This is a genomic window from Agreia sp. Leaf244, assembly GCF_001422695.1.
In the GTDB taxonomy this organism is placed as follows: Bacteria; Actinomycetota; Actinomycetes; order Actinomycetales; family Microbacteriaceae; genus Agreia.
This window is the reverse complement of the sequence record NZ_LMLX01000005.1, coordinates 446913-461067: the sequence shown is the minus strand read 5'-3', so window position 1 is coordinate 461067 and position 14155 is coordinate 446913. Positions and strand designations below refer to the sequence as shown.

At 67.5% G+C, this 14155-nt stretch carries 15 protein-coding genes and 1 tRNA gene; 4 read left to right on the top strand and 12 right to left on the bottom strand.

What is annotated here, in order from left to right:
- Positions 1-30: 30 nt before the first annotated feature.
- The gene (locus ASF06_RS16430; RefSeq protein WP_055928715.1) at positions 31-1059 is read left to right on the top strand and encodes a 6-phosphofructokinase; all 1029 of its coding nucleotides are present in this window, start codon (positions 31-33) and stop codon (positions 1057-1059) included.
- 46 nt (positions 1060-1105) lie between these two features.
- Here ASF06_RS16430 and coaE read toward each other — a convergent pair whose 3' ends face one another.
- From coaE to polA, 7 genes are all read right to left on the bottom strand, one after another.
- Positions 1106-1729 carry a dephospho-CoA kinase gene (gene coaE / locus ASF06_RS16425; protein ID WP_055949447.1) on the bottom strand — a complete coding sequence of 208 codons (624 nt, stop codon included), beginning with the start codon at positions 1727-1729 and terminating at the stop codon, positions 1106-1108.
- 90 nt (positions 1730-1819) lie between these two features.
- Positions 1820-3274: a 30S ribosomal protein S1 gene (rpsA, locus tag ASF06_RS16420; RefSeq protein ID WP_055928721.1), complete on the bottom strand. Its 1455-nt coding sequence runs from the start codon at positions 3272-3274 to the stop codon at positions 1820-1822.
- A gap of 120 nt (positions 3275-3394) precedes the next feature.
- Complete coding sequence (locus ASF06_RS16415; RefSeq protein WP_055949445.1) at positions 3395-4276, bottom strand: hypothetical protein; 882 nt, start codon at positions 4274-4276, stop codon at positions 3395-3397.
- Between the two features lie 99 nt (positions 4277-4375).
- Positions 4376-5161 (bottom strand): DsbA family protein, encoded by a 786-nt coding sequence (locus ASF06_RS16410; protein ID WP_082501017.1) that lies wholly within the window; start codon positions 5159-5161, stop codon positions 4376-4378.
- Positions 5158-6840: a DUF885 domain-containing protein gene (locus ASF06_RS16405; RefSeq protein WP_055949440.1), complete on the bottom strand. Its 1683-nt coding sequence runs from the start codon at positions 6838-6840 to the stop codon at positions 5158-5160. Before ASF06_RS16405 ends, ASF06_RS16410 begins: the two co-directional genes overlap by 4 nt.
- Positions 6841-6865: 25 nt before the next feature.
- On the bottom strand, positions 6866-7393 hold the full coding sequence (locus ASF06_RS16400) for a hypothetical protein (RefSeq protein ID WP_055949437.1): 528 nt from the start codon (positions 7391-7393) through the stop codon (positions 6866-6868).
- Positions 7394-7511: 118 nt separating this feature from the next.
- Positions 7512-10202, bottom strand: coding sequence for a DNA polymerase I (gene polA / locus ASF06_RS16395; RefSeq protein WP_055949435.1), 2691 nt, complete (start codon positions 10200-10202; stop codon positions 7512-7514).
- Between the two features lie 57 nt (positions 10203-10259).
- Here polA and ASF06_RS16390 point away from each other — a divergent pair, with 57 nt between their 5' ends.
- Entirely contained in the window at positions 10260-10676 is a 417-nt protein-coding gene (locus ASF06_RS16390) for a PaaI family thioesterase (RefSeq protein WP_055949433.1), read from the top strand.
- 52 nt (positions 10677-10728) lie between these two features.
- Here the strand turns inward: ASF06_RS16390 and ASF06_RS16385 are convergent, their stop codons facing one another.
- Positions 10729-10980, bottom strand: coding sequence for a hypothetical protein (locus ASF06_RS16385; protein ID WP_200920397.1), 252 nt, complete (start codon positions 10978-10980; stop codon positions 10729-10731).
- A gap of 242 nt (positions 10981-11222) precedes the next feature.
- Complete coding sequence (locus ASF06_RS16380) at positions 11223-11828, bottom strand: ANTAR domain-containing response regulator (RefSeq protein ID WP_055928741.1); 606 nt, start codon at positions 11826-11828, stop codon at positions 11223-11225.
- A gap of 40 nt (positions 11829-11868) precedes the next feature.
- Between ASF06_RS16380 and ASF06_RS16375 the strand changes: the two genes are divergently transcribed.
- Positions 11869-11954: transfer RNA gene (locus tag ASF06_RS16375), tRNA-Leu, on the top strand.
- Between the two features lie 52 nt (positions 11955-12006).
- Entirely contained in the window at positions 12007-12129 is a 123-nt protein-coding gene (locus ASF06_RS16370) for a ribosomal protein bL36 (protein ID WP_055928744.1), read from the top strand.
- A 76-nt stretch (positions 12130-12205) separates the two neighbouring features.
- Here the strand turns inward: ASF06_RS16370 and ASF06_RS16365 are convergent, their stop codons facing one another.
- The 3 genes from ASF06_RS16365 to ASF06_RS16355 are packed head-to-tail and all read right to left on the bottom strand — an operon-like array spanning position 12206 to position 14137.
- On the bottom strand, positions 12206-12934 hold the full coding sequence (locus ASF06_RS16365) for a hypothetical protein (RefSeq protein WP_055949430.1): 729 nt from the start codon (positions 12932-12934) through the stop codon (positions 12206-12208).
- 16 nt (positions 12935-12950) lie between these two features.
- A complete protein-coding gene (locus tag ASF06_RS16360; protein WP_055949427.1) occupies positions 12951-13844 on the bottom strand; it encodes a hypothetical protein in 894 nt (297 codons plus the stop codon).
- A 5-nt stretch (positions 13845-13849) separates the two neighbouring features.
- Positions 13850-14137, bottom strand: coding sequence for a hypothetical protein (locus ASF06_RS16355; protein ID WP_235501043.1), 288 nt, complete (start codon positions 14135-14137; stop codon positions 13850-13852).
- Positions 14138-14155: the final 18 nt, after the last annotated feature.

Here is a 14155-nt window from a genome sequence, read left to right as displayed (position 1 = left end):
AACGGATTTCTTTCGAACAGGAGCGGCGCCATGCGCATCGGCATTCTCACCTCGGGCGGCGACTGTCCCGGACTCAACGCGGTCATCCGCGGGGCGGTTCTCAAAGGCACCGAGATCAACGGCCAGGAGTTCGTCGGGTTCCGCGACGGATGGCGCGGTGTCGTCAACGCCGACATCATGGAGCTCACTCGCCACAACATCCGCGGCATCGCCAAGCAGGGTGGCACCATCCTCGGCACGTCACGCACCAATCCGTTCGAAGGCGAGAACGGCGGCCCCGAGAACATCGCCGCCAACATGGAACGCCTCGGAATCGACGCGATCATGGCCATCGGCGGAGAAGGCACCCTCGCGGCGGCCAAACGCCTCACCGACGCCGGCCTGAAGATCGTCGGTGTTCCGAAGACGGTCGACAACGACCTCGACGCCACGGACTACACCTTCGGCTTCGACACGGCCGTGCAGATCGCCACCGACGCGATGGACCGCCTGCGCACGACCGGTGAGTCGCACAGCCGCTGCATGGTGGCCGAGGTCATGGGCCGCCACGTCGGCTGGATCGCCCTGCACTCCGGTATGGCCTCCGGGGCCCACGCCATCCTCATCCCCGAGCAGAAGACGTCTGTCGAGCAGATGTGCGAGTGGGTGCAGAGCGCCTACGATCGCGGTCGCGCTCCCCTGGTCGTCGTGGCCGAGGGCTTTATGCCCGACAGCATGGACGACCCGCACTCCGAGCGGGGTCTGGATGCGTTCGGCCGGCCGCGTCTCGGAGGAATCGGTGAGCGCATCGCGCCTCTGATCGAGTCGATCACCGGAATCGAGACCCGCGCGACGACCCTGGGGCATATCCAGCGCGGAGGCGTGCCGAGCGCGTACGACCGAGTGCTGGCCACGCGACTCGGCATGGCGGCGAGCGACATCATCGGCGACGGGGCCTGGGGCCAGATGGTCGCCCTCAAGGGCACCGAGATCGTTACGGTCGGCTTCGCCGAGGCGCTGGGCAAGCTCAAGACGGTGCCGCAGCACCGCTACGACGAGGCCGCGCTGCTCTTCGGCTAGCCGCGAGGCCCTTCGACAGGCTCAGGAACGGAGTGAAGGGGCCCGGTCAGGAGACGCGGGCCCTGTCCTGGGCTCGTGCCTCGAGGTCGGTCCACAGCTCGTCGACCTGAGCGAGGGTGTGCTCGAGCGACCCCGACGTGTCGATGACCACGTCGGCGACCGCGCGCCGCTCCTCGTCACTGGCTTGCGCGGAGATGCGTCGTTCGGCTTCGGCGCGAGGCATGCCGCGGTGCGTGAGAAGACGCTCGATCCTCACCTCGGCCGGCGCCTCGCACACGACGATCAGGTCGAACTGCAGTTCCCTGCGGGCCTCGATGAGAAGGGGAACGTCGTAGACGACGACGGCAGCCGGATCCGCTGCCTCGGCCGCGGCGATCAGTTCTGCCGTGCGTGCGTGCACCCGCGGGTGGATGATGGCCTCGAGCCGGCCACGGGCATCCGGATCGGCGAAGACGATCGCCCCCAGCGCGGCACGGTCGAGCGAACCGTCGCCCGCGAGCACCCCGGCGCCGAACTCGGCCGCGACGGCCTCGAGCCCCGCAGTGGAGGGCTCGACGACCTCGCGGGAGAGGGCATCCGCGTCTACGTGTACCGCGCCGTGGTCGACGAGCCGACGGGCCACAGTGGATTTTCCTGATGCGATTCCGCCGGTGAGGCCCACGATGAACATGGCTCCATGGTATCGGCGGCGCCCGGTGGCCCGATCGACGCGTTAACGACGGAACGGCCGCCCCGAAGGACGGCCGTTCCATGGTGCAACTTAGGAGTTGCTGCTCGACAGCTTCTCGCGAAGCGCGGCGAGGGTCTCGTCGTCGGCGAGGGTGCCGGCTCCGGTCGACTCGCTCGAGAAGGAGGAACCAGCGCTGGCGCCGTCGCCCGAGGCGACCTCGGCGTTGCTCGTGGCAACCTGCTTCTTGTGGGCCTCCCAGCGAGCCTGGGCTGCAGCGTAGTCCTGCTCCCACTTCTCGCGCTGGGTCTCGAAGCCCTCGCGCCACTCGTTGGTCTCCGGGTCGAAGCCCTCGGGGAACTTGTAGTTGCCCTGGTCGTCGTACTCGGTGAGCATTCCGTAGAGTGCCGGGTCGAACTCGGTGCCCTCGGGGTCGACACCCTCGTTGGCCTGCTTGAGGCTCAGCGAGATGCGGCGACGCTCGAGGTCGATGTCGATGACCTTGACGAAGACCTCGTCGCCGACCGACACGACCTGCTCGGCGAGCTCGACGTGCTTGCCGGAGAGCTCGGAGATGTGAACCAGGCCCTCGATGCCCTCTGCGACGCGAACGAACGCGCCGAAGGGAACGAGCTTCGTGACCTTGCCCGGTGCAACCTGTCCGATTGCGTGGGTGCGGGCGAAGACCTGCCACGGGTCTTCCTGCGTCGCCTTGAGCGACAGGGAGACACGCTCGCGGTCGAGGTCGACCTCGAGGATCTCGACGGTGACCTCCTGGCCAACCTCGACGACCTCGGAGGCGTGCTCGATGTGCTTCCAGCTGAGTTCGGAGACGTGAACCAGTCCGTCGACTCCACCCAGGTCGACGAACGCACCGAAGTTGACGATCGACGAGACGACGCCCTTGCGGACCTGGCCCTTCTGGAGGTTGTTGAGGAACGTGGTGCGGCTCTCGGACTGCGTCTGCTCGAGCAGGGCGCGGCGCGACAGAACGACGTTGTTGCGGTTCTTGTCGAGCTCGAGGATCTTCGCCTCGATCTCCTGGCCCAGGTAGGGCGTGAGGTCGCGCACGCGGCGAAGCTCGATGAGCGACGCGGGCAGGAAGCCTCGGAGTCCGATGTCGACGATGAGTCCGCCCTTGACGACCTCGATGACGCTACCGGTGACAACACCGTCGGCGTCCTTGATCTTCTCGACGTCTCCCCACGCACGCTCGTACTGAGCACGCTTCTTGGAGAGGATCAGGCGGCCTTCCTTGTCTTCTTTCTGAAGAACGAGGGCCTCGACCAGGTCACCGACCTTGACGACCTCTGTGGGGTCGACGTCGTGCTTGATGGAAAGTTCGCGCGAGGGGATGACACCCTCGGTCTTGTACCCGACGTCGAGGAGAACCTCGTCGCGGTCGATCTTCACGACGGTGCCCTCGATGAGGTCTCCGTCGTTGAAGAACTTCAGTGTCTTTTCGACCGCGGCGAGAAAGTCTTCTGCCGAGCCAATGTCGTTGATGGCGACCTGCTTGGCTACTCTGTCGGTCGTTGCGATTGTCATAAAAGTAAATGCTCCAGGATGGACATATATCAGGCCGACGGAAGACGAGTTCGAGGTTTCGAGCACGACAGCTCCCCCGACGGCGAGCGGATGGGATGGCACAAAACGTGCCAAGTCATTCTAGCCCCGTTGGTCTGCCCGCGGCAACACCGTGGAGGACCCCGTCGGCTGCGCCGCCTCGGGTCCGAGCCCGACCATGATCTTCGACTCGTCGTGCGGCGCGCGGGCGTCGAACCAGACGACCGCGGGATCGCCGGCGCGCGGCGTGGATGCGCGCGGGAACACGGCCTTCTTCGTCACCCAGCGGTCAGTTCCCGCCGTGTCGCTGAATCGAACCGTGAACTCGATCCGGGGCATCCCCTGGATCTCCGTTCCCGTCGCGATCGCCTCCGTGACGACTCCGGGCACCCGTGTACCGCGCGCTTCGATGTCCTGCATCCGTCCGAGCCTGCGCCGGGTCGCTCGAGTCGCCGCCAGCGCCGCCACGACGGCGAGGAGCAGGAGCACGGCGAAGACGACGGGAAGCCAGTAGGGCAGGTAGTAGGCGATCCACGCGTCGGACGTCCAGGGTTCGCTGGCGCCTCCGTCGATGAAGGCGACCTTCTCGCCGATCGCGTCCGGGCTGGTCCAGCTCGGGATGAAGAGCACCAGCCCGAGGGCGATGCCCAGGAAGGCGGTGCAGAACGGGATGATCATGGCGGCGCCGAGGCCGACCCGGCCCAGCCTCCCCGTCAGGAATACTCCCAGGACGGAGCCGACGCAGATCGCCGCGACTCCCAGCAGCTGGGAGTCCGCTCCGTCGAAGCCGCTGGTCCAGCCGCCGACCTGGTTGACGGTCATCAGGCGGAATGTGTCGAGAAGGATGCCGATGCCGAATCCGGCGGCGACCCAGACTGCGGCGTGGACTGCCCCGAGGAGGACGAGGAGGAGGGTGGTGCCGGGGCGTGCAGCTGCCCTGGCCTGGCGTTCGGCGCGATCGACGCGCGGATCAGATGTACTCATGGGGCCACGCTACGAAGCGTGGCCCGCGCTCGACAGGTGATCCACTACTCACTCGCCGCTCCCGCACTACTCAGGTGCGGCGGCCGCCGGCGGCGACCGTCAGATGGAACCCGCCATGACGAAGTCGGCGAACTCCTGCGCGTCCGTGAGGCTGCCCGTGTACTGCGAGCCGTCGACGATGACTGTGGGCGTGCCCGCCAGCTTCTCGACATCGGAGTTCGGAAGGGGCCCGGACAACGCGCGGTCGGTGGCCTGCGTCACCCAGTCGGTGAACTGCCCTGTGTCGACGCAGTCGGCGACGCCGGTGCCCTCGAGAGCACCCGCCTGGTCGGCGAGGTCGACCAGCTCTGCATCGCTCAGCCCCTCGGTGTTCTCTGCGGGCTGGTTCTCGAAGAGCAGCGCACTGAACGCCTCGAACCGATCGGGTGCCGTGTCGGCCACGCAGGCGGCGGCATTCGCCGCGCGGGTCGAGTACTGCGTTCCGTTCGACGCGCGGTCGAGGATCGAGACGGGGTGCACCTCGAGCACGACCTCGCCGGACTCGACCCACTCCGACAGCTGCTTCGCGTTCGTCGACTCGAACTGCCCGCAGAAGGGGCAGAAGTAATCGATGTAGGTGACGACGCGGATCGCGTCGCCGCCTCCGTCGCCGATCACGATGCCGTCGTCGGACACCCCCGCGGGGGCCTCCGAGCTTCCGGTCTGCCGGTCGGAGAAGCCGGGAGACCCGCTCGACGACCGTTGCAGTGACGAGAACACGCTCGTGAGGATCAGGACGGCTGCGACGGTGACGGCAATTACGACGAGCACGGAACCGCCCAGCACCCACGGCCAGATCGGCCGTCGGGGAGAGGGCGACCAGCCGGGCGGCGGCGTCATGGTCATCGCGTCGCCTCGTCTGTGAGAAGGAATCGCTGGAGCGTGTCGAGCCCGACGCCGCCCAGGTCGAGGGCACGCCGGTGGAACTCCTTGGCATCGTAGGCGTCGCCCTGCTGAAGCCGGTAGTCGTCGCGCAGGCGCTCCCAGATGCGCTGCCCGACCTTGTACGACGGCGCCTGTCCGGGCCAGCCGAGATACCGGTTCACCTCGAATCGGATGAACGCGTCGTCCATGTTCACGTTGGCCCGCATGAAGTCGAGCGCGTAGTCCGCATCCCACACTCCCCCGCCGTCGGGGCGCTGCTTGCCCAGGTGCACGCCGATGTCGAGCACCACTCGTGCGGCGCGCATGCGCTGGCCGTCGAGCATGCCCAGCCTGTCTGCCGGGTCGTCGAGGTAGCCCAGCTCCTGCATCAGGCGCTCCGCGTAGAGGGCCCAGCCCTCCGCGTGCCCGGACGACCCCGCCAGCTGACGTCGCCACGTGTTGAGCACGGCCCGGTTGTAGACGGCCTGGCCGATCTGCAGGTGGTGGCCGGGAACGCCCTCGTGGTAGACCGTCGTGAGCTCGCGCCAGGTGTCGAAGGTGGTGACGCCCGTGGGAACGGACCACCACATGCGGCCGGGCCGCGAGAAGTCGTCGGTCGGACCGGTGTAGTAGATGCCGCCCTCGTCGGTCGGCGCGATCATGCATTCGAGCGTGCGGATCTCGTCGGGGATGTCGAAGTGGCTTCGCGACAGTTCGTCGACGGCCCGATCGCTCGTCTCCTGCATCCAGCGCTGGAGCGCGTCGGTTCCGTGAAGCTTTCGCGCGTCGTCGGCGTCGAGGTGGGCGATGGCCTCGTGCACGGTGGCGCCGGGCAGGATCTCGTCGGCGATCGACTCTTGTTCGCGGGTCATGCGCTCGAGCTCGGCCAGGCCCCACTCGTAGGTCTCGTCGAGGTCGATCGCCGCGCCGAGGAATTGTCGCGACCGCAGCGCGTAGATCTCGCGCCCCACGGCATCCACCGGCGTGGCGGACGGTAGCAGTTCGTTCTCGAGGAAGTCCGCGAATCGGGCGTAGCCCGCCGCGGCGACGGAGGCCGCCTCCGTCAGCGATTCCGTGGCGGAGCCCGCCGGCGCGCCGGCGGCCAGTGCGATGAAGAAACCCTCGGGCGAGGCGTGCTTGCGCGCCTGCGCCAGCACCTCGGTCACCTGCCGGCGGGCGGGCACGATGCTGCGCTCGATGCCCAGCCGCAGGGTGTCGACGTAACCGGCGAGAGCATCCGGAACCGCGCGGAGCCGCGTCTCTATGATCTGCCAGTCTTCGGCCGTGTCGGTCGGCATCAGGTCGAAGACCTCCCGGATGTCCTGCGACGGCGAGGCGATGACATTGAGGTCTCGCAGGTGCAGACCCGCCTCTGCGCTCTCGATGGCCAGACGCAACGAGCTTGCGAGATCGAGCTGTGTCACCCGGTCGACGTCGTCGACGGGCTCCGCCTCGTCGAGCCGGGCCAGGGTGCTTCGCACCTCGCTGAGGTAGAGGTCGTGGCCCGCCGGAGAGAGATCGCCGAACCGGGAGTTCGCCTCCACGCGACCGATGTAGGTGCCCACGGTGGGCTCGAGGCGCACGAGCGTGTCGACCCACTGCTCGGCGATCGCGTCGATGGCGGTGGGAGTTCGTACGGGGGGCGTGGCTGAACCGGTCATGAATTCAGCCTAACGATCTCCCCTGTCACGGCGTCGCAGGGGCAGGTGTCGGGGCGGTCTCGCGGATCGAGCGTCGCCTGTCCGGCGACAGCCGACGGTGACCCTCGGCGAGCACTGTGGCACCCTGGAACGCCTCGATCGAGTGCTGTGCCGCCTCGATGCTGGCGGCGTGGGCGCCGTACCAGCGCCCGCAGGTGATGAGGGGCGACCCGTCGTCGTCGAGCGCGAACCAGCCGTGCGTGCCGGCGTTCGGACCGTGCACCGACCTGATCTCGAACTCCGAGGCGACGAGACGCGCGTCGAAGACCGCGGCGCGGGCGTCGAGGAACGTGCGGTAGAGCACGGCGCTGCGGCCGAGCTCCCGGTTGTTGCTGGCCAGGAGGCGCCAGACGCAGACGGGTCCCGATCGGGGCTCGTCCAGGTCGCTGTGCGTGCGGCCATCGGGTCGCGGCTCGGCCGAGACCAACTGGTCGCGGAAGCGGGACCAGGCACGGGGCATCGGGTCGGCGGCCGACGTGAACGACGAGAATACGATGCTCGCCCCCGCTGTCACCCGTCGAGTCTCGGGCACGGAGGTGTCGTGCGAGCGTCCTAGAGGTGTCCGGAGGGTGTCGGGCGCGAGGCCGCTGGGGCCCGGTCGACCGGTGCGCGGTCGACCGGTGCCCTGTCGATCAGTGCGCGGCGTCGTTCCAGTTCGCTCCCCGGCCGATCTGCACCTCGAGCGGCACGCGGAGTTCGGCCGCCGTGCTCATGCGCGTGGTGACGATGCCCGACAGCGTGTCCCACTCGCCGGGGGCGACGTCGAACACGAGCTCGTCGTGCACCTGCAGCAGCATGCGCGAGCCGAGCTGCTGCTCTTTCAGGTCGCGGGCGATGCCGATCATGGCGATCTTGATGATGTCGGCCGCCGTTCCCTGGATGGGGGCGTTGAGGGCGGCGCGCTCGTCGTTGTCTCGCAGGACCCTGTTGGCGCTGTTGAGGTTCGCGAAGGGGCGTCGACGCCCGAAGATCGTCTCGGTGTAGCCGTCTTCTTTCGCCTGCAGCACGACGTTGCGCAGGAAGTCGCGCACGGCGCCGAAGCGTTCGAAGTAGTCGGACATGAGCTTCTTCGCCTCGCTGGACTCGATGCGCAGCTGCTTGGACAGGCCGAATGCGCTCAGGCCGTAGGCGAGTCCGTATGACATGGCCTTGACCTTCGTACGCATCGCGGGCGTGACGTCTGCCGGCTCGACGCCGAACACGTGGGCACCGACGAAGCGGTGCAGGTCTTCACCCTCCGTGAAGGCCGTGATCAGCCCCTCGTCGCCCGACAGGTGGGCCATGATGCGCATCTCGATCTGCGAGTAGTCGGCGGTGAGCAGGGTCTCGAACCCCTCGCCCACCTGAAAAGCGTGCCGGATGCGTCGGCCCTCTTCGGCGCGCACGGGAATGTTCTGCAGGTTGGGGTCTGTCGACGAGATGCGACCCGTGCTCGACCCCGTCTGCACGTAACGGGTGTGCACGCGCCCGTCGGGGGCGATGGCCTTGTCGACGGTCTCGATGATCTGGCGGAGCTTCGTGGCGTCGCGGTGCTGCAGCAGGAGGCCGAGGAACGGGTGCGGACTCGATGCCTGCAGGTCGGCGAGTGCCCCCGCGTCGGTGGAGTACCCGGTCTTGGTGGCGCGCGTCTTCGGCATCGACAGGCGGTCGAAGAGCACCTCCTGGATCTGCTTCGGCGATCCGAGGTTGATCTCGCCGCCGATGATCTCGTAGGCGTCGGTGGCGAGGTTCGTGGCCGTGGCGGCCAGCTCGCTCGACAGCTCGGTCAGCTCGTCGTGACTCACGGTGATTCCGAAGAGCTCCATGTCGACGAGGGCCATGAGCGTGGGGATCTCGATGTCGCCGAGCACCCTCATGGTGCGCTCGTCGAGCGACGCCTGCTGGGCGGCGGCGACGCGAGCGATGTACCACGCCTCGGTCGCGGGGCCGACGTCGGAGTCGTCGGCGGGGACGAGCTGGTTGGGATCGGGCGTGGGCAGCACCTCGGCCAGGGTGCGGTCGACGAGTTCGGCGAGCGAGCGATCGGCCGACGAGTCGGGGCGCACGAGCCAGGCGGCGATCGTGGTGTCGAATCGCAACCCGGAGACGGTGAGGTCGGCGCGGCGAAGGGCTTTGATCTGCTCCTTCGCGCCATGCATGATCTTCGGCGAATCGCTCGCGAGCCACGCCTCGAGGGCCGTGTAGTCGGGGCTGCCCGCCCTCCACGGCGCGAACAGGCTCTCGGTCTGGCTCGCGACCCCGATGCCGACGGGCACTCCGCCCTGCGTCTCGATCGACAGGGCCAGCCCGTCTGGACTGCTCTTCGCCGCCCTCGACAACCAGAGTTCCAGCTCCTCGTCGAGGAGCGCCACGGGCGTCGGCGCCGTGATCGTCGCGGGAACGGAAGCGGGACCCTCCCCGCCCGGGCCGGCCGAGGCATCCGGTGTCGCGCCCTGGCCGTCGAGCTTGAGAACCCGATCGAGGAGCGTGCGGAACTCGAGTCGGCCGAAGATGTCTCGGAGCGCCTGCTCGTCGATCGGCTTGCGCTCGAGATCGGCAGGGCCGACGGGCAGGTCGACGTCGGTCAGCAGGTGGTTGAGCTTTCGGTTGCGCACCGCGTTCTCGTACTGCTCACGGAGCTTGTCGCCCACGACGCCCTTGATCTCGTCGCGTCGCTCGATGACCGCGTCGAGGCTGCCGTAGAGGTTGATCCACTTGGCCGCCGTCTTGGGGCCGACCTTGTCGACGCCGATCAGGTTGTCGCTGGTCTCGCCGACGAGCGCGGCGATCTCGGGGTACTGGTGCGGCTGCACGCCGTACTTCTCGAAGACCTTCTCGGCGTCGTAGCGGGTGAGCTGGGAGACGCCCATGGCCGACGGGTAGAGCAGGGTGACGTCGGGTCGGATCAGCTGGATGCTGTCGCGGTCTCCCGACACGACGAAGACGCGGAAACCCTGCTCTTCGCCCTGGCGGGCGAGCGTGGCGAGGATGTCGTCGGCTTCGTAGTCTTCTTTCGACACCGTGGTGATGTTCATGGCGTGCAGCGCCTCTTCGAGGAGAGGGATCTGGCCTTTGAATTCGGGGGGCGTCTCGCCCCGGGTGCCCTTGTACTCAGGGTATTCGCGGGTGCGGAACGAGTGCCGGGAGATGTCGAACGCCACCGCGATGTGGGTGGGCTTCTCGGCCTTCAGCAGGTTGATGAGCATGGCGATGAAACCATGGATCGCGTTCGTGTGCTGCCCTTCGCGAGTCTGAAAACTGTCGACGGGCAGGGCGTAGAACGCCCGGAACGCGAGCGAATGGCCGTCGATGACGAGGAGGGTAGGCTTTTCTGAATCCGACACGTCCCCAGCCTACAAGCCGCCTCCGACGGCGGTCGGCTCACACATTCGAAGGCGACCATGACTGACAACCCGGTGGATGCGCTCGGCTGGATCCGCGAACGTGGGGCGGGCGAGCTCGCCGACAAGATGGGCATCGAGTTCGTCGAGTTCTCGCTCGAGCGGGCGGTCGCGACGATGCCCGTCGACGGCAACAGGCAGCCGGCCCAGCTGCTGCACGGCGGCGCCTATGTGGTGCTCGGCGAATCGCTCGGATCGATGTCGGCGAACCTGCACGCCGGCCCCGACCGTCTCGCGGTCGGCATCGAAATCAATGCGTCTCATACGCGATCGGCCCGATCGGGCATCGTGACCGCGGTCTGCACGCCCATCCACCTGGGGCGCACGCTCACGACGCACCAGATCGCGATCGACGACGATCAGGGCCGCCGCTGCTCGACGATCCGCATCACGAACATGATCATCGACAAGCGCTGAATCGACAAGCTCTGAATCGACAAGCACTGAATCGACAAGCGCTGAGGCCTGATCAGGCCGAGGTCATCACCCGGTAGAACTGCACGATGCTGTCGGCGTCGCCATTGCGGAACGCCTTGAACACCTTGCCGATGGGGTTGCTGAGGTTGTCGGGCGGCAGGGAGACCAGCAGCGGGAAGCTGGCGTAGGCCTCCAGTGCGGTTCCCGCGCTGCCCGTCCACGATCCGTGCGCCTGGCGCACCATGACCTCACCGACGTAGCAGCCGAACCCGAAGAGGGTCTCAGCGAATCGATCCTCTGTCACTCCCTGCGCGCGGAAGCCGGCGATCAGCGCGTCGACCTGCTCGAGGCTCGCGACCGAGTAGTCGAGTTCGACGCCGCTGACCCTGCGCGCGACATCGACGATGTCATCGCTGAACAGGGCCGCGTTCTCGGGGAGCGCCTCATGCTTGAGCTTGAGCGTGGCACGCCTGACCGGTCGCTCGGACGGGGCGGGCTCCGCGGGGCCCCGGCGGAACGCGGAACCAGTGGACGACAGGGCTGGCTCTACTTCTTGGCGCTGAGCTGCTCGATGATCGCCAGGGCGACATCGTGCATGGTCAGTCGGCGGTCCATCGATGCCTTCTGGATCCAACGGAAGGCCTCGGGCTCGGTGAGGCCCATCTTCTCGTTGAGAAGGCCCTTGGCCCGGTCGACGAGCTTGCGCGTCTCGAAGCGCTCGACCAGGTCGGCGACCTCGGCCTCGAGGGTGATGATCTGGGCGTAGCGCGAGAGGGCGATCTCGATCGCGGGAAGCAGGTCGTTCGGGGTGAACGGCTTGACGACGTACGCCAGTGCGCCAGCTTCCGTCGCGCGCTCGACCAGCTCTTTCTGGCTGAACGCGGTCAGCAGCACGACGGGGGCGATGTGGCCCTTGCTCAGGCGCTCTGCCGCGGAGATGCCGTCGAGCTGGGGCATCTTGACGTCCATGATCACCAGGTCGGGACGGAGCTCCGTGGCCAGGGCGACGGCGGTCTCGCCGTCTCCGGCCTCGCCGACGACCTCGAAACCGTTGTCACGGAGGATCTCGACGATATCGAGACGGATCAGCGATTCGTCTTCTGCAACGACAACGCGACGGGGCGCGACGGGGGTGGTTTCTTGGTCTGACACCCTGCAAGCCTACGGTATTCTGATGCCAGCACGTGAACGAGCCGGTGTGGCGGAATGGCAGACGCGGCGCACTCAAAATGCGCTGTCCGTGAGGGCTTGTGGGTTCGAGTCCCACCACCGGTACCAGGAATATATTCGCGGCGATCTCGTTGTACTCCTCAAAGGGAAGGAGTTCAGTATGAAGGTACGCAATTCACTGGGTTCGATGAAGAAGATGCAGGGTTCGCAGATTGTTCGACGCAACGGGCGCACGCTCGTGATCAACAAGCTCAACCCCAGGTTCAAATCGCGGCAGGGCTAACAAGCCCGCGCACATGAGCTGAGCATTTCCAGCCCATCAGAGAATGACCCAGGCGATTCGCCTGGGTCATTCCTCGTTAAGCGTCGCGTCGCGAGAACCGTCTCGCTCGGTCACGGAATTCGGTCTCGAGCTCGGTGGCAAGGACGCCGGACGAGTCCAACGTCACTTCGAACTCGCTGTAGCCGAGCCGGAGCGTGAGCACCGAATCGGGCATATCGGCATGGCGCGCGGACAGGACCCATTCGTCATCGAGTCGCTGAAGGCTCTGGTCCTCAAAGCCCTCATGAGTGAGGGCGACGCCCACGATTCTCGCCGCCATGTCCCTGTCTTCGACACTCGTGAGGCCCGACGTCGTGCGCCAGGTGGCAGAGCGCGCGGTCTGCAGCATGCTCGCCCCGCCCCACGCGTTGTCCTGCACCTCCAGCGACTCCGTGTCGATATTCGCCCACCAGTGCACACGGAACTCGGCCTCGAGCGCCCGTCGCACCCGGGCCAGCACCCGGTCGTTGCGATCGAGAAGGTCGTCGAGACGGAGGCCGTCGAGGACCGACTGATCATCCCCCGCGCGGATGCCGGGGTAGTCGCTCCAGTCGAGTTCGTCTCCGCGGCCCGGGTCGCGGGTGGCGCCGACGAGTCGTCGCACCGCCTCGGTCAGACGCCTTTGAATCGATCGACGCCGAATGACCGGGGGCCGATCCGGCGCGTCGGCGGAGGGGGCGGGCTCGCGCGTGCCGTAGACGGGAGGGATGTCTGCGGCAGGCAGGCCATCGGGCGTGCCGTAGACGGGGATCGACTCGTCGTCCACGCGCACCGCCCGTCTGCTACTGCTCCATTCCCCCACGACGCGGTGCGCCCGGCCGGGGCGGCTGCGGCTTCTGCCGCGAGAGCTCCCCGCCCATCCTGCCACCGAAGGGGCGACCGTGATCGGCGAACTCGGCCCGGAAGTAGCCGAGCCGCCAGTCCCCGAGTTCCAGTCGTGCACCCGTGCGGAGCACCCGTTCGGCCGGTCGCCTCGGCGAGTCGCGGTCGAGGAGGGGCACCGCCCCGCCGTCGTCCGTCTGCGCAACGAGGCGGAACGCGTACTCGTCGGCATCCGTGTGTGTGATGGTCGCGTGCACGGGATCGAGCCCGTCGAGCTGCAGATCGGCGTCTGGACCCGACCCGATGACCGTCACGCCGTCGAGGAGATCGAATTCGCGCGGGGGCGAGCCGTCCCAGTTCTCGGAGCCGATCACGAAGATCAGCCGGGGGCGACCCGATCCCGGTGCAGCGTGCGTCGTGGTCGGTCGGAACCTGGCGTGGCGGTCGAACGTGGGCAGCAGCGGCAGCAGTGTGGACGGCGGGAAGCCGACCCGGGCCGGGGAATCGGACGACGCCCTCTTCTTCAGCATCGAGGAGATGGCGCCCACCCTGCCCAGGCGGATGTGCGGCGAGCCCGAGGCGACCCGCTGCGCGACGGACGTCTTCACGGCGCCCAGCTCCCCCACCATGCCGGACGGTCCGGAGAGGCGCACCGTGATGCCGCGGCTCGCCAGGCCGCGAGCGAGCTCGCGGACTCGACCCAGTGAAGCCCGTGTGCGGTCGATGAAGGCCTCGGGATGGGAGAGGACGACCTCGATCGTGGAGCCGGACGCACGAATCGACCCGTCGATGTCCTCGTCGACGCCTTCGAGAACGAAGGTCATGTCGATGTCGAAACGGATGGCGGCCGTCATGGCCGTCAGGACCGCAGGGTGTCTGAGCCGGCGGCCGTGTCGTCGCTGGTGGTGACGCGGAGCGTGCCGTTGAGCTTCCAGGTCGCGCGCGGCGCATCCGGGCCGATGTCTCGGGGAACCTCGACGACCATGTCGACGAAGCTGTAGTTGACTGCCGCGCCGCGGCCGGTCAGGTACGACCACATCTCCCGTCCGAGATCTGTCCAGTCGCCGATGGTTCGCGCATCCGGGCCGGTCGAGGCCGGTGACTGCGTTGTCGTTCCGTTAATCTCGCCGTTCGTCGTGTCTGTCATGTGCTGACACTATTCCGC

Coding starts and splice junctions, on each gene's coding strand:
- ASF06_RS16430 (WP_055928715.1), top strand. CDS start 31: ATGCGCATCGGCATTCTCACCTCGGGCGGCGACTGTCCCGGACTCAAC.
- coaE (WP_055949447.1), bottom strand. CDS start 1,729: ATGTTCATCGTGGGCCTCACCGGCGGAATCGCATCAGGAAAATCCACT.
- rpsA (WP_055928721.1), bottom strand. CDS start 3,274: ATGACAATCGCAACGACCGACAGAGTAGCCAAGCAGGTCGCCATCAAC.
- ASF06_RS16415 (WP_055949445.1), bottom strand. CDS start 4,276: ATGAGTACATCTGATCCGCGCGTCGATCGCGCCGAACGCCAGGCCAGG.
- ASF06_RS16410 (WP_082501017.1), bottom strand. CDS start 5,161: ATGACCATGACGCCGCCGCCCGGCTGGTCGCCCTCTCCCCGACGGCCG.
- ASF06_RS16405 (WP_055949440.1), bottom strand. CDS start 6,840: ATGACCGGTTCAGCCACGCCCCCCGTACGAACTCCCACCGCCATCGAC.
- ASF06_RS16390 (WP_055949433.1), top strand. CDS start 10,260: ATGACTGACAACCCGGTGGATGCGCTCGGCTGGATCCGCGAACGTGGG.
- ASF06_RS16370 (WP_055928744.1), top strand. CDS start 12,007: ATGAAGGTACGCAATTCACTGGGTTCGATGAAGAAGATGCAGGGTTCG.
- ASF06_RS16360 (WP_055949427.1), bottom strand. CDS start 13,844: ATGACGGCCGCCATCCGTTTCGACATCGACATGACCTTCGTTCTCGAA.
- ASF06_RS16355 (WP_235501043.1), bottom strand. CDS start 14,137: ATGACAGACACGACGAACGGCGAGATTAACGGAACGACAACGCAGTCA.